Annotated in this window: 19 protein-coding genes; 7 read left to right on the top strand and 12 right to left on the bottom strand. The window is 69.9% G+C overall.

Annotated elements, in window-relative coordinates; genetic code table 11:
• The first annotated feature begins 46 nt into the window (after positions 1 to 46).
• Positions 47 to 472: a PPOX class F420-dependent oxidoreductase gene (locus L942_RS02365; RefSeq protein WP_037354206.1), complete on the top strand. Its 426-nt coding sequence runs from the start codon at positions 47 to 49 to the stop codon at positions 470 to 472.
• Positions 473 to 1004: 532 nt separating this feature from the next.
• Here L942_RS02365 and L942_RS02360 read toward each other — a convergent pair.
• Positions 1005 to 1577, bottom strand: coding sequence for a TetR/AcrR family transcriptional regulator (locus L942_RS02360; RefSeq protein ID WP_037354204.1), 573 nt, complete (start codon positions 1575 to 1577; stop codon positions 1005 to 1007).
• Positions 1578 to 1666: 89 nt separating this feature from the next.
• Here L942_RS02360 and L942_RS02355 point away from each other — a divergent pair, with 89 nt between their 5' ends.
• Positions 1667 to 3181, top strand: a complete 1515-nt coding sequence (locus L942_RS02355; protein ID WP_037354202.1) for an MFS transporter — start codon at positions 1667 to 1669, stop codon at positions 3179 to 3181.
• A gap of 1599 nt (positions 3182 to 4780) precedes the next feature.
• Here the strand turns inward: L942_RS02355 and L942_RS02350 are convergent.
• Positions 4781 to 5365: a TetR/AcrR family transcriptional regulator gene (locus L942_RS02350; RefSeq protein ID WP_037354405.1), complete on the bottom strand. Its 585-nt coding sequence runs from the start codon at positions 5363 to 5365 to the stop codon at positions 4781 to 4783.
• Between the two features lie 89 nt (positions 5366 to 5454).
• Between L942_RS02350 and L942_RS02345 the strand changes: the two genes are divergently transcribed.
• The 3 genes from L942_RS02345 to L942_RS02335 all read left to right on the top strand — a co-directional run bounded on the left by L942_RS02345 (position 5455) and on the right by L942_RS02335 (position 8453).
• On the top strand, positions 5455 to 6336 hold the full coding sequence (locus L942_RS02345) for an SDR family oxidoreductase (protein WP_037354199.1): 882 nt from the start codon (positions 5455 to 5457) through the stop codon (positions 6334 to 6336).
• A gap of 75 nt (positions 6337 to 6411) precedes the next feature.
• On the top strand, positions 6412 to 7008 hold the full coding sequence (locus tag L942_RS02340; RefSeq protein ID WP_235078854.1) for a class I SAM-dependent methyltransferase: 597 nt from the start codon (positions 6412 to 6414) through the stop codon (positions 7006 to 7008).
• Positions 7009 to 7058: 50 nt separating this feature from the next.
• Complete coding sequence (locus L942_RS02335; RefSeq protein ID WP_037354197.1) at positions 7059 to 8453, top strand: FAD-binding oxidoreductase; 1395 nt, start codon at positions 7059 to 7061, stop codon at positions 8451 to 8453.
• A 61-nt stretch (positions 8454 to 8514) separates the two neighbouring features.
• On the opposite strand, the gene L942_RS02330 is transcribed toward L942_RS02335, so the two are convergent.
• The 4 genes from L942_RS02330 to L942_RS02315 all read right to left on the bottom strand — a co-directional run bounded on the left by L942_RS02330 (position 8515) and on the right by L942_RS02315 (position 11724).
• Entirely contained in the window at positions 8515 to 9219 is a 705-nt protein-coding gene (locus tag L942_RS02330) for a DedA family protein (protein ID WP_037354195.1), read from the bottom strand.
• 139 nt (positions 9220 to 9358) lie between these two features.
• Positions 9359 to 9874, bottom strand: coding sequence for a hypothetical protein (locus L942_RS02325; RefSeq protein WP_037354193.1), 516 nt, complete (start codon positions 9872 to 9874; stop codon positions 9359 to 9361).
• Positions 9875 to 9905: 31 nt separating this feature from the next.
• Positions 9906 to 11096 (bottom strand): N-acetylglucosamine-6-phosphate deacetylase, encoded by a 1191-nt coding sequence (gene nagA / locus L942_RS02320; RefSeq protein WP_037354192.1) that lies wholly within the window; start codon positions 11094 to 11096, stop codon positions 9906 to 9908.
• 52 nt (positions 11097 to 11148) lie between these two features.
• A complete protein-coding gene (locus L942_RS02315; RefSeq protein ID WP_051165663.1) occupies positions 11149 to 11724 on the bottom strand; it encodes a SigE family RNA polymerase sigma factor in 576 nt (191 codons plus the stop codon).
• Positions 11725 to 11919: 195 nt separating this feature from the next.
• Between L942_RS02315 and L942_RS02310 the strand changes: the two genes are divergently transcribed.
• Complete coding sequence (locus L942_RS02310; RefSeq protein ID WP_037354188.1) at positions 11920 to 12204, top strand: YciI family protein; 285 nt, start codon at positions 11920 to 11922, stop codon at positions 12202 to 12204.
• Here the strand turns inward: L942_RS02310 and L942_RS02305 are convergent.
• The 4 genes from L942_RS02305 to L942_RS02290 all read right to left on the bottom strand — a co-directional run bounded on the left by L942_RS02305 (position 12201) and on the right by L942_RS02290 (position 16365).
• Positions 12201 to 13199 carry a PDR/VanB family oxidoreductase gene (locus tag L942_RS02305; protein WP_037354185.1) on the bottom strand — a complete coding sequence of 333 codons (999 nt, stop codon included), beginning with the start codon at positions 13197 to 13199 and terminating at the stop codon, positions 12201 to 12203. The genes L942_RS02310 and L942_RS02305 overlap by 4 nt on opposite strands.
• Positions 13196 to 14056, bottom strand: a complete 861-nt coding sequence (locus L942_RS02300) for a metal-dependent hydrolase (RefSeq protein ID WP_037354181.1) — start codon at positions 14054 to 14056, stop codon at positions 13196 to 13198. The genes L942_RS02305 and L942_RS02300 overlap by 4 nt, the downstream gene beginning before the upstream one ends.
• Positions 14053 to 15522: a flavin-containing monooxygenase gene (locus L942_RS02295; protein ID WP_037354180.1), complete on the bottom strand. Its 1470-nt coding sequence runs from the start codon at positions 15520 to 15522 to the stop codon at positions 14053 to 14055. Before L942_RS02295 ends, L942_RS02300 begins: the two co-directional genes overlap by 4 nt.
• Before the next feature lie 75 nt (positions 15523 to 15597).
• Positions 15598 to 16365 carry a helix-turn-helix transcriptional regulator gene (locus tag L942_RS02290; protein WP_037354178.1) on the bottom strand — a complete coding sequence of 256 codons (768 nt, stop codon included), beginning with the start codon at positions 16363 to 16365 and terminating at the stop codon, positions 15598 to 15600.
• 68 nt (positions 16366 to 16433) lie between these two features.
• Between L942_RS02290 and L942_RS02285 the strand changes: the two genes are divergently transcribed.
• A complete protein-coding gene (locus L942_RS02285; RefSeq protein ID WP_037354176.1) occupies positions 16434 to 17477 on the top strand; it encodes a zinc-binding dehydrogenase in 1044 nt (347 codons plus the stop codon).
• Here L942_RS02285 and L942_RS02280 read toward each other — a convergent pair.
• Both L942_RS02280 and L942_RS02275 read right to left on the bottom strand, forming a co-directional pair.
• Positions 17474 to 17947, bottom strand: coding sequence for a pyridoxamine 5'-phosphate oxidase family protein (locus L942_RS02280; protein WP_037354173.1), 474 nt, complete (start codon positions 17945 to 17947; stop codon positions 17474 to 17476). The two genes, L942_RS02285 and L942_RS02280, sit on opposite strands and share 4 nt — an antisense overlap.
• Before the next feature lie 8 nt (positions 17948 to 17955).
• Entirely contained in the window at positions 17956 to 18849 is an 894-nt protein-coding gene (locus L942_RS02275; protein WP_037354172.1) for an SDR family oxidoreductase, read from the bottom strand.
• Positions 18850 to 18890: the final 41 nt, after the last annotated feature.

The raw sequence follows: 18890 nt of genomic DNA, 5'->3' as shown, positions 1-18890 counted from the left end.
GGGTTCGCGCGGGAACAGATCCCTCGTTCGGGGCTTTGATAGAGGCATGACTGACGACACAGCGCTCTACGACCTGATCGCGGCGGGCAAGCAGGGCGTCCTGGCGACCCTGAAACGGGACGGCCGTCCGCAGCTGTCGACCGTGACGCATTACTTCGACCGCGACGCTCGCCAGCTGCAGGTATCGATCACGGACACGCGCGCGAAGACGAAGAACATGCGCCGGGATCCGCGGGTGAGCTACCACGTGGCGTCGTCGAATGGGTGGTCGTACGCGGTGGCAGAGGGGCGCGCGGTGCTGTCGCCGGTCGCTTCGGCGCCGGACGACGAGGCGGTGGAGGCGTTGATCGCGCTGTATCGCAAGGTGGCCGGCGAGCACCCGGACTGGGACGAGTACCGCGCGGCGATGGTGGCGGATCGGCGGCTGGTGCTGACGGTGGAGATCGAGCGGGTGTACGGGCTGGTTCGCTGAGTTTTCTCGACGGTGTTCGGTTCGGGCGCTTGCTTGGGGTGTCACGCTCGGGTGTGATTCGGCAGCGCTGACGGTGCGCTTCAGGGGTACCGGTTTGGCCGTCTTGGCCGGTTTGACTGGTGCCCCTGGCTGCTCTCGGGTCAGCCTGGCCTGCGTGGGTGTTTCGGCCTGCGGAACTGGCCTCGGCGCGATTCGGCCTCGCTTACGCGGGCTGCCTTCTCGCGTGCCGTTCCGGCGGCTCAGCCCTTGCCTCGCCCCGCGTCCCGGCCGTCGCCTTCGCCGGTTTGGCTGGTGCCGCTGGCTGCTCTCGGGCCAGCCTGACCTGCGCGGGCTGTCTTCTATCGTGCCGTTCCCGGCGGCGCAGTCCTCGCGGGTGCCCTGTCCCGACCGTCGCCTTGGCAGGTTTGGCTGGTGCCCCTGACGCCCCTCGGGCTAGCCGGTTCAGGCGGGTGCGTCGATGTGCGGAACTGGTCCAGGCGCGATTCGGCTTCGCTTCACGAGGGCTGTCTTCTCGCCTGCCGTTCCCGGCGGCTCAGCCCTTGCCGTGCCCTGTCCCGACCGTCGCGTTGGCCGGGGCCCCGGCCTCGATCCGGTCCGCGATGTCCTCGATCTGCGCCAGGAGGCTGTCGGTCACCTCTTCGCCCAGCGCCGCACGCATGTAGAGGCCCTCGCCGACCAGCATCACCAGCTCCGCCGTCACCGGGTCCTCGACGTGCTCCAGCATCAGCTCGCGCGTGCGCTCGGTGCAGCGCCGCGACACTTCCGCCGCGACCGGGTCGTTGAGCACCAGCCGGAGCGCGGCCATCGTCGTGCGATGCAGTGCCAGGTCGCGTGTGACGTCGGTGATCGACGAGCGCAGGTAGTGCCGGACCACGCCCTCCGGCGCGTTGCGCGCGCGTTCGAGGTCTTCGTCGGTCAGCCGCTCCAGGCGTTCGAGGAGGCCGTCGCGCAGGGCGTCCTTCGAGCCGAAGTGGTAGAGCAGGCCGCCTTTGGACACCCCGGCGTGCGCCGCGACCGCGTCGAGCGTGATCTCGGCCGGGCCGCGGTCGGCGAGGATGACCTCGTACGAACCGAGGATGTGTTCACGTGCTGAAGGTTTAGCCATCACCTTGACTATACCGTCCAGACGGTTTACCTTCTACCTCGGGACCGAAACTGTACCGTCTGGACGGTACAAGAAAGGAAGAGTGCGCCATGGTGTGGCGCGGAGGCCAGTGGTGGGCTTTGGCAGTTCTGGTGCTGCCGGTCCTCCTGATCAGCGTGGACGCGACAGTGCTGGGGTTCGCCCTGCCCTACCTCAGCGAGGATCTCGCGCCCACGGGTGCGGAACAGCTGTGGATCGTCGACGTCTACTCGTTCGTCCTGGCCGGATTGCTGGTCTTCATGGGCACGCTGGGCGACCGGATCGGCAGGCGGCGGCTGCTGCTCCTCGGCGGCGCGGCCTTCGGTGCGGCGTCGGTGCTGGCGGCGTTCGCCACGTCGCCGATGATGCTGATCATCGCGCGGGCGTTGCTGGGCGTCGGCGGCGCGACGCTGATGCCGTCCACGCTGTCGCTGATCCGGAGCATCTTCACCGAGGACCGCACTCGGCGCACCGCGGTCGCGATCTGGAGCGCGGCGTTCTCCGGCGGGATGGCGGTCGGCCCGGTCGTCGGCGGCTGGCTGCTGGAGCACTTCTGGTGGGGTTCGGTCTTCCTGATCAACGTGCCGGTGATGGTGCTGCTGCTCGTCGCGGGCCCGTTGCTGCTGCCGGAGTTCCGCGACCCGAACCCGGGCCGCTTCGACCCGTGGTCAGCGCTGCTGTCCCTGGGCACGATGCTGCCGGTCGTCTACGGCGTGAAGATCGCCGCGACGGAGGGGCTGACCTGGTCGGCCGGTGCCGCGATGGTGCTCGGGCTCGCGCTGGGCGTGGTCTTCGTGCGCCGGCAGCGGCGGCTTGCCCAGCCGATGCTGGACCTGGGGCTGTTCGCCAACCGCAAGTTCGCCGGGTCGGTGATCACGAACTTGCTGGGAGTGTTCGCCCTGGTCGGGCTGCTGTTCCTGCTGCCGCAGTACCTGCAGCTGGTGCTCGGCCTGACCCCGCTGGTCGCGGCGCTGTGGATGCTGCCCGCGACGGTCGCCGGAGTCGTCGGCGCCCTGGCGGCCGCCTGGCTCGCGCGCCGAGTCCGGGTGCCGGTCCTGGTCACCCTCGGCCTGCTGCTCGGCGCGGCCGGCTTCCTGGTCCTGACCACCATCGGAGCCGACGCCGGACTGGCCGCGGTAGTGGTGGCGTTCGTCCTGGTCGGCGGCGGCGTGGCATTGTCCGAAACCCTGACGAACGACCTCGTGATCTCCGCCGCCCCGGTCCACCGCGCCGGTGCCGCGTCGGCGATCTCGGAAACGGGCTATGAGCTGGGCGGCGCACTCGGCACCGCTCTGCTGGGCAGCCTGGCCACGGCGGTCTACCAGTCCGGCCTGCCCGCCACCACGCCACCCGCAGCCCACGACACCCTGGGCGGCGCGGTAGCCACCGCACACGCCCTGCCCGCAGCCGAGGGTGCGGCGCTGCTGAACACCGCCCGAGAGTCCTTCGTGACGGCGCTGCACACAAGCGCGTGGGTGGGTGCCGCGATCCTCGTGTACACGGCACTGCAGGCGTACTTCCTGTTGGGCCGCAGGCGAAACCGCTCGCAGGACACTCAACGGGAGGAGCCCGCGATGTCCGCGTGACCCCCACCCCGTCAGGCAGGCGCACGAACCCCACCTGCCTGACGGGCTCCGCAATTCCGGTTGCTGGACAAGGGAAATGCCCCAGTCCGGGCCGCCCTGTCGATGCTCGACCCAGCCGACTACCCGTCGACGCTCGGCTCGCGTGACTGCCGGTCGGCGCTGGTCTCGCCTGACTGCCGGTCTACGCGCGGCTCGGGTGGCCGCTCTCCGGCGCTCGGCTCGCGTGGCTGCTCGCCGGGGCTTGGCTCGCGTGGCTGGCGGTCGATGCTCGGCTCGGTCGGCTGCCGGTCGATGCTCGTGTCGCTTGGCTGCTCTCCGGCGCTGGGCTCGCGCGGCTGCTCGCCGGGACTGGCTTGCGTGACTGGCAGTCGGCGCTGGGCTCGCGTGGCTGCTCGCCGGGGCTTGGCTCGCGTGACAGGCGGTCGGTGCTCGTGTCGCTTGGCTGCTCTCCGGCGCTGGGCTCGCGCGGCTGCTCGCCGGGACTGGCTCGCGCGACTGGCAGTCGGTGCTGGGCTTGCGTGGCTGCCGATCGGCGCTGGGCTCGCGTGGTTGCTCGGCGGGGCTTGGCTCGCGCGACTGGCGGTCGGTGCTCGGCTCGCGTGGCTGCCGGTCGATGCTCGGTTCCTGTGACTGGCGCTCGGCGCTCGGGTCGCGCGGCTATCCGTCGATGCTCGTCCACGCGGACATTGCCCGACGCCCGGTAGGCGAGAACGCCCCTGGCGCGACCGGATTCCGTTGGCCCTGGATTGTCGCAGCCCGGTGATGCACTCCCCTGAGCTACCAGCTCGACCACCGGCGGCTGCGGCTGGGCCGCGTCGCGTCTGTCTTTGCTGGCCGCCGGGTTCGCCGCGTTTGAGATTCGCTGCTCCCGGTTCGCTGGCCGTGGTTGCTAGCGCCGCGAGGATGCTCACCGGCGTGAGCGGGCTCGGCTTCTGTTTGGTCAGTGCGGACGGGTTCGCTACCTGAGCTGCGGCAAGGTGACCGGTTGCAGCGCTGGCCAGCGTCGCGTCTGTGGTCGTTGCTGGGGCTCGGGCCAACCGCGCTTGAGCCGCAGCGGTTCGGCTCGCTGTCGGCGGTCGTTTCTCCGGCGCGGCGTAAGGCGCGCGGAGTGGGAGGGTGCGGCTCCTACTCCGGCGCGCCCGGTGAAGTGCCGCCGGAGTGTTCGGTGCCCTGGGCAGCGTCATCTCTGGCCGCGCGGCCGCGCTCGAGGTTCTGCGCTCCCCGTTCGCTGGCGGCAGTGTTTGCCCGGTACGGATGCCGTGCGGGGGTAAGGCGTCCGGAGCGGGCGGGTTCTGCTTGGTCGGCTCGGTGAAGGTTCGCTGCCGCGCTTCCGGCGCGGCGAGCGGATGCGCTGGGCAACGGCGTCTCCGTGGTCGTTGCCAGGACTGGGACTAACCGCGCTTGAGGCGCAGCGGCTCCGCTTGCTGTCGGCGTCGTTTGTCCGGTGCGGATTCCGTTGCTGCGTAATAGCTTCAACCAGAACACTCACTGCCCGAAGCCTTCCCATGCGGCCACCGGATGCTGCGATCAGCTACATCTCTGCCTCCCCCGCTGGCCCAGCCCGAACACCTCCAGCGGGAGGAAGCCACCGGACCGGACTCAGCCCAACGAAGCGCTCGCCACCCGAAGTTCCTCCAGCGCCGCCACCAAATGCTCTGCCGGAGTCGGGTCCGCCTCGTCGCCGCGGTCGGTTTCCGACCACTCGGCGAACCCCCGCTTGAAAGCCAGCAGCCCCAACTCGCTGGCGAGCGCCGCAGTCGCTTCGGGTAGGCCTCGGGCGGTCAAGGCGGCAGTCATCGCCGCAGCGAGGCCGACGCTCTTCAACGCGTCTCGCTCCTGAAGTTCCGTGCTGGCCGCGACGGCGGCCCTCAACCGAGGGGCGATTTCCCGGTTCATCGGGCCCATCGCGGTCGCGGCGCGGCGCAGGCCGTTCGCGACGGCTTCCAGCGGGCTGGCTTCGGCGGGGGCGTCGGCGATTCCCTCCGCGAGCAGTCTGCTCAGTGTTTCCTGCCCGGCCACCAGCAGCTCCCGCTTGTCCGGGAAATGCCGGAAGAACGTGCTCTTGGTGACGCCCGCGCGCTCCGCGATCTGAGCGACCGTCGTGGCGTCGTAGCCCTGTTCGGCGAACAGGTCGACAGCCGCCACGACCAGGCGTTCGCGTGCTCCGGGTTCCCAGCGGGCCATGAAGTCCATCCTATGTGATGAGACCTTTGTCCCGTCACCCTGGTAGCGTGTGACGGGACAATAGTCCCATCACTTTCAGGGAGAGATCCATGCGCGTGTTTGTCACCGGCGCGACCGGTTTGGTCGGCTCCGCCGTCGTCGCCGAACTGCTGGACAACGGCCATTCCGTGGTCGCGCTCGCGAGGTCGGACGCCTCCGCCGCGGCGGCCGAAAAGGCTGGCGCCGAGCCGGTTCGGGGGGCGCTGGCCGATCTGGACGTCATCCGCGAGAACGCGGCCAAGGCCGACGGGGTGATCCATCTCGCCTTTGCCAACGCGTTCAGCAGCGCCGAAGCCCTCGCGAACGCGGTCGCCGAGGAGACTGCGGCGCTCAAGGCGCAAGCCGAGACGCTGGTCGGTAGCGGTCGGCCGTTGGTCGCGGTTTCCGGCACGCCGTTCGTGCCCGGCCGCGTGGCGACCGAGGCCGATCCGGTTTCGACGGACGGGCCGGTCGGCGGGAGGGGGCGCACAGTCACCGAGGTGCTGGGGTTCGCGGATCGCGGAGTCCGGACGTCAGCGGTGCGGCTGCCGCGCACGGTGCACAACAACGGCGAGGGCGGATTTGCCGGCCTGTTGACCAACATTGCCCGGCAAAGCGGAGTGTCCGGTTATCCGGGCGACGGCACGCAACGTTGGCCGGCGGTGCACGCGCTCGACGCGGCGGTCCTCTTCCGGCTCGCGTTGGAGAAAGCGGAACCAGGGACGGCCTGGCACGCGGTCGCCGACGAAGGCGTTCCGGTCGCGGACATCGCGGCAGTGATCGGACGGCGGCTGGGGCTTCCGGTCGAATCAGTGCCGGAGGAGACCTACGGCCCGCTCGGTCCGATCTTCGCGATGGACCAGCCCGCCTCCAGCGTCCACACCCAGCAAGCGCTCGGCTGGACCCCGAAGCACCCGGACCTGCTGGCCGACCTGGAGAACCTCGGCCGCTGACTTTGCGGTTCCGGCAAAGAACCTTGTCGTCCGGCGCGGTCAGCGGAATCGTGAACGGCGGAGGTGGTAACGAAAATGGCTCCGTCCGGGAAATCCGAAACCATGCAGGACGCGCAGTCCTGGGAAGACCTCTACCGCAGCCGCGAGCAGGTGTTCAGCGGCGAGCCCAACGGCGTGCTCGTCACCGAGGTCGAGGGGCTGGCGCCGGGGCAGGCGTTGGACGTCGGCTGCGGCGAAGGGGCCGACGCGCGATGGCTGGCCGCGCGGGGCTGGCAGGTGACGGCGCTCGACATCTCGCGCACCGCGTTGGAGCGGGCGGCCGCGGCCAACGCCGGGATCGCCTGGGTGTGTTCGGACCTGGCCGCGATTCCGCTTCCGGCGCGGGCGTTCGACCTGGTCAACGTCCAGTATTTCCCGCTCCGCAAGGACGAGCGGCTGCTGCGGAAGCTGCTCGACGCGGTCGCGCCCGGCGGGACTTTTCTCTTCGCCAGTCACGATCCGCGGGAGCTGTCGCCAGAACACGCCGGTTACTGCCAGCCGGACGACATCGCGCGGGCTCTCGGCGACGAGTGGACCGTGCTCGTCAACGAGAGCCGGCCGCGGGTAGCGCCTGCCCCGCCGGGCACCGCGCACACGCGCGACACCGTCCTGCGCGCCCGGCGGACCAGCTAATATCGGAATTAATATTCCGCACTGCGGAGAGGCCGGTTTACCATGCGGAGATGAGCAACGACGCCCTCCTCCAGCGGCTCCGGGACGACCTCGGTCCAGCCGCGGTGCTCACCGACGCTGACGTCACCGACGCCTACGCACGCGACATGATGCCGCTCGCTCCCTCGGGAAAACCGTTGGCGGTCGTGCTTCCGGCGGATACCGCGGGAGTACAGGCGACTGTCCGGGCTTGTGCCGAAGCGAGAGTCCCCATCGTGCCGCGCGGGGCGGGCAGCGGGCTTTCCGGCGCGGCCAACGCGATCGACGGCTGTGTCGTGCTTTCGCTGACGAAGCTGAACGAGATCCTGGAGGTCGACGCGGGCAACCGGCTCGCCGTCGTGCAGCCGGGCGTCGTCAACCTCGACTTCCGGTCCGCGGTCGAAAAGCACGGCCTGTTCTATCCGCCCGACCCGTCCAGCTACGACTGGTGCACCATCGGCGGCAACCTCTCCACCAACGCCGGCGGTCTCTGCTGCGTCAAATACGGGGTGACCACTGATTCGGTGCTCGGCTTGGAAGTCGTGCTCGCCGACGGGTCGCTGCTGAAAACCGGCCGGCGCACGGTCAAGGGCGTCGCGGGCTACGACCTCACCAAACTGTTCATCGGCAGCGAGGGCACGCTCGGCGTGATCACCCAGGCGACCGTGTCGCTGCGGCCGCTTCCGCAGGCCCCGGCCACTTTCGTCGCCGGGTTCAACACCACCGAAGCGGCCGGCGAGGCGGTCGCGCGTGCGGTGCGCGAGGGGTTGGTGCCGTCGCTGCTGGAGATCATGGACGCGGCGTCGATCAAGGCGTCCGAGGCCTACCTCAACACCGACCTCGGCGCGGGTTCGGACTGTCAGGCTCTCCTGCTCGGCCAGTCCGACGCCGGCGGCGAGGCGGCGCGGCGCGAACTGGCGCTGCTCGAGCAGATCTGCACCGACTGCGGCGCGGACCTCGTCTACGCCACGGACGACCTCGAAGAGGGCAAGATGCTGCTGCAGGCCCGTCGCGTCGTGCTGACCGCGCTGGAGACCTATGGCGTCTGGCTCACCGACGACGTCAGCGTGCCCCGCACCCGGATCGCCGAGCTGATCCGCGGCTGCGAACGGATCAGCGAAAAAGTGGGCCTCAAGATCGCTGTCGTCGGCCACGCCGGGGACGGGAACATGCACCCGACCATCGTGTACGCCCCCGATTCCGAGGACGAGTTCGCGCGCGCCCAGCAGGCGTTCGACGAGATCCTCGACGTCGGCCTGTCGCTCGGCGGCACGGTGACCGGCGAGCACGGCGTCGGCAAGATCAAGCGCGAATGGCTCGCCCGCGAGATCGGCCCGGTCGGAATCCGCGTGCACCGGCAGATCAAACAGGCCCTCGACCCGGAGAACCTCTTCAACCCGGGCTCGATGTTCTCGATGACCGACTGACCCGGATACGACGAAGCGGCGTCCGGAGACTCCGGACGCCGCTTCGGGACAATGCGGAAAGTCAGTCGCGCACGCGCGGGATCTGCTGCGTGACGTCGGCCGAGTTGTCGGCCGGACGCGCCTTCTTGCCGCGGCGGCCGCGCAGGTATTCGATCGCGATCGGCACCACCGACACCAGCACGATGAGCACGAAGATCGCGTCGACGTTGTCGCGGATGAAGCCGATGTTGCCGAGCAGCGACCCCAGCACGGTGATGCCCGCGGCCCAGAGGATGCCGCCGATGACCGTGTAGGTGAAGTAGCGCTTCGGGTCCATCCGGCCGATTCCGGCGATCCAGGTGATGAACGTCCGCACGAACGGCACGAACCGGGCCAGCACGACGGCCTTCGGCCCGTGCTTTTCCAGGAACGCGTGCGTCTTGTCGACGTACTCCTGCTTGAAGAACTTCGAATCCGGCCTGCTGAACAGCTTCGGCCCGACGAAGTAGCCGAGGTAGTACCCGACGAGGTTGCCCAGCAGCGCGGCGATCGTGACCAGCACGCACACCAGCCACAGCGGGGCCTTCAGGGTGCCGTTCGCGATGAACAGGCCCGCGGTGAACAGCAACGAGTCGCCGGGAAGGACCGGGAAGATGCTGCTCTCGATGAAGATGATCAAGCACAGCACGGCGATCACGGGGACCGTCAGCCCGTTCAGCAGATGCTGCGGGTCCAGCCACGACGGCAGCAGGGACATGGTGGTCACTGTGTTCTGGGCGAGAATCACACCGAAAACGGTACAGGGTGACTCAGTGCGACCTCATTGGGCAAGGAAGCGCAGGTCATCGGTGTGGGATCGGGGTGAAGAACTCGGCCCGGGAGTGCCCGCCGCGGTGGCCGTCCGGGCAAGCGGGAGGGGCGCGGGCTCAGATCAGCGTCAGCAGGCCGATGACGGACCCGGCGGCGAGGCCGAGCAGCACCGCGAGCAGCAGGACCCAGTGCGCGGGCAGCGGGCCGTTCTGCACCGGCTGAGCGGGGCGGCGGAGGGTCGCGTCGTTCGCCCCAGCCGGCGGGAGCGAGCCGGTGGCGCCGGCCGAGGAGCGGTCGGCCGCGTCGAGCGCGGCGCGTTCGCGGGCCAGCGAATCGGCTCCCGCCCCGGACAGCAGACCGTAGTTGGGCGGCAGTTCGGTGGTCGGGCCGGTTTGCGACGGCGCGCCAGCCTCGAACGAACCGGTTCCGGACATGCCGGGCCCGCCGGCGGTGCGGAACGAGCCCGTGCCGGAAGTGCCGGGCTGGAGCGAGCCCTGCGAGCCGGTGCCCGAAGCGCCGGCCGCGGCGTCCGCTTGCTCATCGGCCGGATTCGCCACGACGTGTGGAGCGAAGACAGCTTGGGCACGCAGCGCGTCGGCCAGTAACCGTTCCGGGTCTTTCGGCTCGCTCATCCGCTCCGTCCGCCTGTCGAGGGCTAGCTCGTCACGTACTCAAGGTAGCCCGGCCCGCCTCGGTCACCCATTCGCCCCGGTGCAGGACCCGGGTCGGGCGCAGGTCGTCGTCCAGGATCACGGCGTCCGCGGCCAGGCCGGGACGCAGTGCGCCGGTGCGGTCGGCGATGCCGAGCAGTTCGGCCGGTCGCGCCGAGGTCGCCCGGACGGCGTCCAGTACGTCGAGTTTCGCACCCTTCACCAGGTTGCGGAAGGCGTTGTCCATGGTCAACGTGCTGCCGGCCAGCGAACCGTTGTCCAGGGTGGCGACGCCGTCGTGGACGTCGACCTCCAGCCGGCCCAGCGTGTAGCGGCCGTCGGCGGCGTCGGTGGCCGACATCGCGTCGGTGATCAGCACCGTCCGGCCGCGGCCCGCGTGCTGCGCGGCCAGCCGCACGACCGTCGGGTGCAGGTGGACCAGGTCGCAGATCAGCTCGACGGTCACGCGCTCGTCGTCGAGCAGCACGCCGACCGGGCCCGGCTCGCGGTGGTGCAGCGGGCGCATGCCGTTGAACAGGTGGGTGGCGACCGTCGCGCCGGCGTCGATGGCCGGGACCAGCTGGTCGGCGACTCCGTCGGTGTGGCCGATCGCGGCGATCACGCCCGATTCGGCGAGCTGCCGGACGGCCTTGACGCCGCCGTGCAGCTCCGGTGCCAGCGTGACCATCCGGATCGAGCCGTGCCCGGCGCGCAGCAGCTTCTCGACCGTGCCGGTGTCCGGTTCACGCAGAGTGTCCGGATCGTGCGCGCCACAGCGGGCGCGCGAGATGAACGGACCCTCCAGGTGGATGCCCGCGAGATCGCCCTCCTGTACGAGTTCGCGCAGCGCGGCGATCTGCTCGGTGAGCAGGTCGATCGGGTCGGAGACCAGGCTCGCGAGCATGGTCGTGGTGCCGTGCCGCCGGTGCGCGCGGACCGCGGTGCGGATCTCGTCCGGGTCGAGCGTCGAGAACGACGCGCCTCCGCCGCCGTGGCAGTGGGTGTCCACGAAACCGGGTACGACCAGTGCCCCGGCGACGTCGACCGTCGCGGAGTCCGGGCTGCTCGGGGGCGTTCCGGTGCCTACCGCGGCGATCTGTCCGCCGGACACGGCGAGCCAGCCGTCGTCGAGTACGCGGTCCGGGGCCACGACGCGGCCGCCCGTGATGACGAAGTCTCCGGGGTGCTTCACGCGACCCAGCATATATTGGTCTGGACCAAGGAGGGCCGACCAGCGCGAGATTGGTCCGCCCAGGTCACTGTGGCGGCTGCATTGCCTTCTGCAATGCCTCCAGGGCCCGGCTGGCGGTTGACTTCACGGTGCCCTTCGAAATGCCCGCGGCTTCCGAAATCTCCGCTTCGCTCAACCCGCCGTAGTAGCGCAGCACGAGCACCTCGCGCTGGCGCGGCGGAAGCTTCGACAGGGCGTTGACCACGGCCTGGTGCTCGCTGGAGAGCATCGCGAGGCTTTCCGCGGACCGGGCGTTGACCGCGTGCGGGGGCACGTACTCGCGGGCGGTCTTGCGCCGGCGCAGCACGCTGCGCGATCCGTTGACCACGGCGGTGCGGAGGTAGCCGACCGCCGCGGCGGCGTCGCGGAGCCTGCCCCAGTTGCGGTGCAGGCCGGTGAACGCCTCCTGCACCACGTCCTCGGCGGTGGCCGGTTCGTCGACCAGCAGGATGGCCAGCCGCACGAGCCGCATCCGGTGCTGCCGGTAGAGGTCCTCCAGGGTCAACGGGGCGGTCGGCGGCTGCGCCGGGACCGGCCCGTCCATGGTCCGCAGGTGGCCGAGGGTCGCCTCGACGCTGCGTTCCGCGTTCCCCTCCAGCATGTATCCCCGCCCGTCCTCGACATGTCCGCTCAGCAGGCCCATTGGCGCGCGATAGGCACAGCGTGCGCACAGGTGCCGCCCATGCCTAGCCTATCGGGTCGGCCTCCCGCTGCCACCGCTCGCATGGTGCGTCCGCCCGCCGGTCACCGGTAGCGTCTGCGGCGTCACTGTCGTGCTCACCCCGGGAGTAAGCGCATGGCCTGGTACCTCGTCGAAATCCGCTATGTCCAGGAGAAGCTGGCCGATGTCCGGCCGCGGCACCGGGACTACCTGAAGGAGCACGTCGCGGCCGGCCGGGTCGCGGTCGCGGGCCCGCTCGCCGACAACTCCGGCGGCCTGGTGCTCTGGCAGGCCGAGGACGAGGCGGCGCTGGCCGAGCTGATCGACAACGACCCGTACGCGCTCGAGGGCGTGGTGGCCGAGCGCACCGTCCGCGAGTTCAAGCCGGTGCTCGGCGACTGGGTGCCCGCGCAGGGCTAAAGCTCCAGGACGGCGGGCCCGCGGTCGACGCAGATCCGTACGCGCCCGCCGTCTTCGGCCGCCACCTCGCAGGTGCCGCAGAAACCTTGGCGACACGAGTAAGGCACGTCCGGCAGCACCTCGCGCACCACGTCGAGCGTGGAGCGATCGGCAGGCACGTCGAGGGTGCGGCCGCTGCGGCGCAGCACGACGCGGAACGGTTCGCCGTCCACGATCGGCGGCGGCGAGAACCGTTCAAAGTAGACCGCGGCGGCTCCGGTGCGCGCCAGATCGACGCGGACGCTGGTGATCATCGGCACCGGTCCGCAGCAGTACACCGAGGCGCCGGCGGGCATTTCCTCCAGCAATTCCGCGCCGGACGCCGGAATGCCGAACTCCGTGTCCGGCCGGATCCGCACTCGCTCGGCGGGGAGTTCGCCGAGGAACGGCATCGACTCCCGGGACCGGCCGGTGTAGACGAGCCGCCAATCCGCGCCGCTTTCCTCGGCGCGACGCACCATCGGCAGGATCGGGGTGATCCCGATTCCGCCCGCCACGAAGTGGTACGCGGGCGCGGCGACGAACGGAAAAGCGTTGCGCGGACCTCGTACTGTCACGCGGGTTCCGGCGGCGAGTGCGTGCACTTCCGCGGACGCGGAACCGATGCGCCGCACCGCAATCCGGTAATGCGAAAGATCGGAAGGCGATCCGCACAGCGAATACTGGCGCACCGTACCGGAAGGCAGCAGCAAGTCGATATGCGCGCCGGGACGCCAAGCGGGCAGCGGATTTCCGTCCGGCCGCACCAACCGGAGACTCACCACCTCGTCGGCCTCGGTGCGCACGGCGTCGACGACCAAGGGAAGGCGACGGTCGACCTCGCGCACCGGCGGCCGCCGTCGTCCGGAAACCTCGGCCAGCCTTCGATAAGCCGCGCCGACCGCGACCAAAGTGGACATCAGCCGGTCGCGTCGGCCGCTGCCGTCGAGCCGGGGCGGGAACTGCGGGGCGGTCATCGCGGAGCGTCGGCGGCCCGCGCCGCGGGCGAACTCGCCAGGTACGCGACCGCCTGGTCGGTGTTGCCGGTTTCGGTGGGGTGATAGGACTTCCGGAAGTACGGCCGGATTTCCCGCAGCAGCTCGCGTGGTCCGGGCAGCAGCCCCTGGCGGGCGGCCCGCCGGTACGCCCGCCAGCTGGTGCGGCCCGGGCGCGTCGGGTCGTTCTTCATCAGGAACCGCGTGCCGCGCAGGAAAATCCACGCCAGCACCGGAGTCACCACGAGCATCGAACGCACGCGCCGAACGTACCGGCCGTCGAGGTGGCAGAACAGGTCGAACGCCACCGACCGGTGCTCGACTTCCTCCGCGCCGTGCCAGCGAAGGAGATCCAGCATCGTCTCGTCGGCTCCGGCCGCGTCGAGTTCCTTCGCGTCGAGAATCCACTGGCCGAGAAACGCCGTGTAATGCTCGATCGCCGCGACCATCGCGAGCCGTTCGATCAGCCATTCCCGGCTCGCGCCGGGCCGGTCGCCGAGCAGCCGCCGGAACATCCACTCCATCTGCGCGAGGTAGGGCCGCACGGAAACCCCGGCGGACTCCAGGTGCGCGGCCGCGCCGTCGTGCGCCTGCGCGTGCATCGCCTCCTGGCCGATGAACCCGAGCACGTCCTCCTTGAGCCGCTCGTCGCGGATCAGCGGGACGGCCTGCTTGAAGACCTCGACGAACCAGCGTTCGCCCTCGGGCAGCGCCAGATGCAGCACGTTGATGCTGTGCGTGGCCTGCGGGTGCCCGGGAATCCAGTGCATCGGCAGCTTCGACCAGTCGAACTCCACGTCCCGGGCGTGCAGGACGATCTGTTCGTGGTCGGCGCTCATGACCGGCCGCTCAGTTCGTAATCGCTCGGCTCGACGCGTCGGGTCTCCAGCCAGTACCGCCAGGTGAAGCCCGGCCAGATCGTCCGGTTGACGCCCTTCGAGTCCAGGTACCAGCTCTTGCAGCCGCCCTGTGTCCACACGCCCTTGACGAGCTTGTCCTGGATCTGCTCCTGGAATTCCTCCTGCACCGACGGCCGCACGTCCAGTGCCGCCGCACCGCGCGAATCGGCCAGCCGGATCGCGTCGACCACGTAGCGGGACTGCGATTCGATCATGAACACCACGGAGTTGTGGCCGAGCGCGGTGTTCGGGCCGAGCAGGAAGAACAGGTTCGGGAACCCGGACACGGTGATGCCCTTGTGCGTCTGGATCCCTTCGGTGGCCCAGGTTTTCGCGAGATCGCGGCCGCCGACGCCGGTGATGTCGAGGTACTCCAGCGCGTCGGTCACCTTGAAGCCGGTGCCGTAGATGATCGCGTCGACCTCGTGCTCGACTCGGGCGGTGTCGACGATGCTGTGCGCGCGGACCTCGGCGACGCCGTCGGTGACGACCTCGACGTTCGGCCGGTCCAGGGCCGGGTAATAGTCATTCGAAAGCAGGACGCGTTTGCAGCCCATCGTGTAGTCGGGCGTGACTTTCCGGCGCAGCGCGGGGTCTTTGATGCCCTTCGCGATGTGCCGGCGCGCGAGGATTTCGGCGGCCTGCATGAGTTTCGGATGCCCGTTGAACCCGATCGCGCGGGATTCGAGCATCCAGTACAGCGCGTTGCGGTACAGCCGCTGCGTGCCCGGAACGCGCTTGAACAACTGCTTGGCCCAGCCCGGCATCGCGTGGTCCGGCTTCGGCATGATCCACGGCGGCGTGCGCTGGAACAGCGTCAATTCGCCGACCTCGGGCGCGATCTTCGGCACGAACTGCACGGCGCTCGCGCCGGTGCCGATCACCGCGACCCGCTTGCCGCTCAGGTCGAACTCGTGGTTCCACTGCGCCGAATGCCACGTCTGGCCCTTGAACTTGGCGATGCCGGGCAGTTTCGGGATCTGCGGGATGTGCAGGCCGCCGACGCCGGCCACCACGAACTGGGCGGAGAACTCGGCGCCGCCCTTGGTTTCCACCGTCCATCGGCGTTCGCCCTCGTCCCAGTGCGCGCCGGTGATCTCGGTGCCGAACCGGATCTTGTCCCGCAGCCGGTAGGAGTCGGCCACGCCCTTGAGGTAGTCGAAGATCTCCGGCTGCGGCGAGAACGACCGGCTCCAGTCCGGGTTCTGCGCGTAGGAGAACGAGTACATGTGCGACTGGATGTCGCACGCGCAGCCCGGGTAGGAGTTGTCTCGCCAGGTGCCGCCGACCTCGTCGGCCTTCTCCAGGATCACGTAGTCCCGGATGCCCGCTTTTTCGAGCTGGATCGCCTGGCCGAGCCCGGAAAACCCGGTGCCCACGATCACGACCTTGAACCGCTCGGTCATCTTGTCGGCCTCCGCTGCGCTGGGGGTCTGGCAGCGTTGATGTTACCTCAGGTAACAGTTACTCGAAAGTACTTCCTACTCGTCAGTACCACTCGGCAGCCGATAGACCACCAGCGTCTGCTCCGGACGCTCGGCCACGTGGAACGCGGCGTGCGTCGCCGTGACGACGCCCAGCCGAGGGTGCCGAAAGCGCTTGTGACCTGCGTGGCTGAACTGGATTTCGTAGTGCGGCCACCACTCGCGCACCTGCGGGCTCGCCTCGGTCAGCTCGGCCACGAGCCGGGTCACCCTCGGGTGGCCGGGATGCTGTCCGGCGATCGCGCGCAGCCGGGCCAGAATGTTGCGCGCTTCCTGCTCCCAGTCGACCAGGACCTCTCGGGCGGCGGGCTCGGTGAACATCCAGCGGACGACGTTGGCGCCTGGCTCGATGTTCTTGAACAGCTCCAGGGCGGCGTCGTTGCAGGCGAGCAGGTCGTAACAGATGCCGGTGACGTACGCGGGATTGCCGCCCAGCATCGCCGGAACGCCCGCGACCTCGGGGGCAGCCTCTTCGGGCGCGTACTCGGGCGTCGCTCCACCGTCGGCGAGACGGCGCAGATGCTCCTGCTCCGTGCTGGTCAGCCGCAGTGCCCGGGCCAAGGAGTCGAGGACCTGGTCGGACGGGCGGACGTCGCGGCCCTGCTCGAGGTAGGTGAGCCAGGTGGCGCTGATTCCGGCCAGCAAGGCCAGCTCTTCCCGGCGCAATCCGGGCGTGCGGCGACGTCCGGTGACCGGCAGGCCAGCGTCGGCCGGGGAGATTCGCTCGCGGCGGCTGCGCAGGAAAGTACCCAGTTCGGCGCTCACCCTAGAACCTCCAGTACCAGAATAACGCGATTCTGGATACCAGCTTAGCGGCGCGCGAGGCTGGTCTCATGCGAGCTTGGACTGTTGACGCACAAGGCCTGCGCCTCTCCGAGGTGCCAGAACCCGCGCTGCGAGGCGGCGGAGTGGTCGTGGAGGTGCTCGCCGCGCACCTCCCGGCTTACACGAAGGTGGTGGTGACCGGAGGACGCGGCGACCTGCCGAAGCCGTTGATCCTCGGACCGTTGTGCATTGGCCGGGTAACTGACGTCGCGCCGGACGGTTTCCATGTCGCGCCGGGTGATCTCGTGGTGAACACCGCGCTGCTCGACGCGGGCGACGGCGACGAGATCCTGGTCGGCTGGGTCGGCCTCGGCGCTTCCGGCGGCACCGAACGCACGGACCGGATGCGCGAGGTGTGGCGGGACGGTGTCTTCGCGGAGAAAGCGTTGTGCGCCAAGGAAACGATGGTCAAACTGCCGGGTGCGGAGAATTACCCGGACCCGGCGCGGCTGGCGTTTCTGCCGTGGCTCTGCGTCGCCGCCTCGGGACTGCACGCCGCGGGTCCGCTGGCCGGACGCGACGTCGCGGTCATCGGCGCGACCGGACAGATGGGCGGTGCCGCGGTGCTGCTGGCGCTGGCGGAGGGCGCGGCGACGGTGACGGCGGTCGGCCGCAACAAGGTGGCGCTCGACCGGTTGGCCGAGCTCGATCCGCGCGTGCGTATCCACCAGCTGACCGGCGATCGCGCGACGGACGCGGCGGCGATCGGCCCGGTCGACATCGCCCTCGACGCGCTCGGCGCGACACCGACGGCGGACGCGACGATGGCCGCCTACGACAGCCTGCGGGTGCGCGGCACCCTGGTGCTCGTCGGCGGCGTACGCCAGGACCTGACCATCCCGTACGGAGAATTCATGCACCGCCGGCTCACCCTGCGCGGCTCCTGGATGAGCGACGACGAGACGGTGCGGACGGTGTGGAACCTGATCCGTTCGGGTGCACTGGACCTCTCCGTCGTCGAGCTGCTGACGGTGGGTCTCGATGATCCGGAATCCGCTCTCGACCTGGCGGAACGCACGTCGGGCCTCAGCTTCGTCGCCCTCGTGCCCTAGTAAACGCCGCCGAGTTTCGTGTGGTCCCAGCTCGCGATCCTCGTCGGACGCAGGATCAGCCCGACGCGCTTCGGCGCCTGCCGTTCGACGAGGGTCCGCAGCTCGTCGGGCACCGGCGCGCCCGGCTCGATCCCGGAGTAGCGCATCATCAGCGCGGTTCCCATCTTCGTGACCTGGTCGGTGTCGTCGACCAGCTCGACGTCCGCCTCGAAGGAGAGCCCGCGCAGCTGGTCGTAGGAATCGCCGCTTTCGATCAGCACGGTCGCCTCGGGCAGCCGGCGCAGGTTTTTCGCTTTCTGGGAGCTGCCATACGTCCACGTCGCGACCCCGCCCTCGTGCGGGTAGTACCAGAGGGCGGTGAGGTGCGGCCTGCCGTTCGGGCCGATCGAGGCCACGTTGATGATCTTCTGCTCGGCCAGGTAGGCCTGCACCTCGTCCGGCGTCATCCGGATCTGGTCGCGACGGGACATGGCGCTCCTCAGCTGCGTTTGGTGGCCGCGCGCCCGCCGTGGCCGTTGACCGACGACTCGAACGCGCCGCGCTCCTCGACGTCCTTCAGCGCGGCCCGGTCCGCTGCCGGCACCCGGGTCCGCGCGCCGAGTTCGACGATCGGCGGCAGGAACGAGCGCAGCAGCTTCAGTCCGCCGACCCAGCGTGGCACGTGGATCGTCCGGGCGCGGCGCAGAATTCCGGCCTCCAGGTCGTCGAGCGCGACGTCCAGCGGGTAGGTCTTGCCGAGCAGACCGGGCATTCCGGCCCGCAGCTTGCCGAACACCGGGTGCGCGTCGGCGCTTTCGACCAGGTCGGTGCGGATCCAGGTGGGGTGCGCGACGCCGACCTTCACGCCGAGGTGGGCGACCTCCGCGCGGAGGCTGTTGCAGAACGCTTCGACGCCCGCCTTCGCCGCGGCGTAGTTCGCCATGCCGGGCGCGTGCGTGATCGCGGCGAGCGAGGAGATGGCGAGCAGGTAGCCGCGGCGTTCGATGACGTGCGGCATCGTGACGCGGAACGTGCGCCACACGCCGAGCAGGTCGACCTCGATCACGCGCTCGAACGCGGAGCGGTCCACCGAGCGCACGAACCCGGCGGTCGCGATGCCCGCGTTGGCGATGACGATGTCGATGCCGCCGAAGTGCTCGACCACCGCCGCGGTGACGCGCTCGAGGTCGTCCCAGCTGGTCACGTCGGCTTCCCAGGACTTCGCGCTGGGCCCGATCCGCTTGGCGACCGCTTCCTGTTCGTCGGCTTCCAGCCCGACGAGCGCGACCTTGGCGCCGCGCGCGGCGAGCCGCTCGGCCAGGCCGGCTCCGATCCCGCGAGCGGCTCCGGTGATGAGCACGACCTTGCCGTCGACCTGCTTCTGCTGAGCCACGGTGCCCTCCTGAGCCGGTTTTCGCCTGTCCGGAGGGCACC

This window comes from Amycolatopsis orientalis DSM 43388, assembly GCF_000411975.1.
Lineage (GTDB): Bacteria > Actinomycetota > Actinomycetes > Mycobacteriales > Pseudonocardiaceae > Amycolatopsis > Amycolatopsis orientalis_D.
The sequence above is the reverse complement of the archived record's forward strand: the minus strand, read 5'-3'. Positions and strand labels throughout refer to the sequence as shown.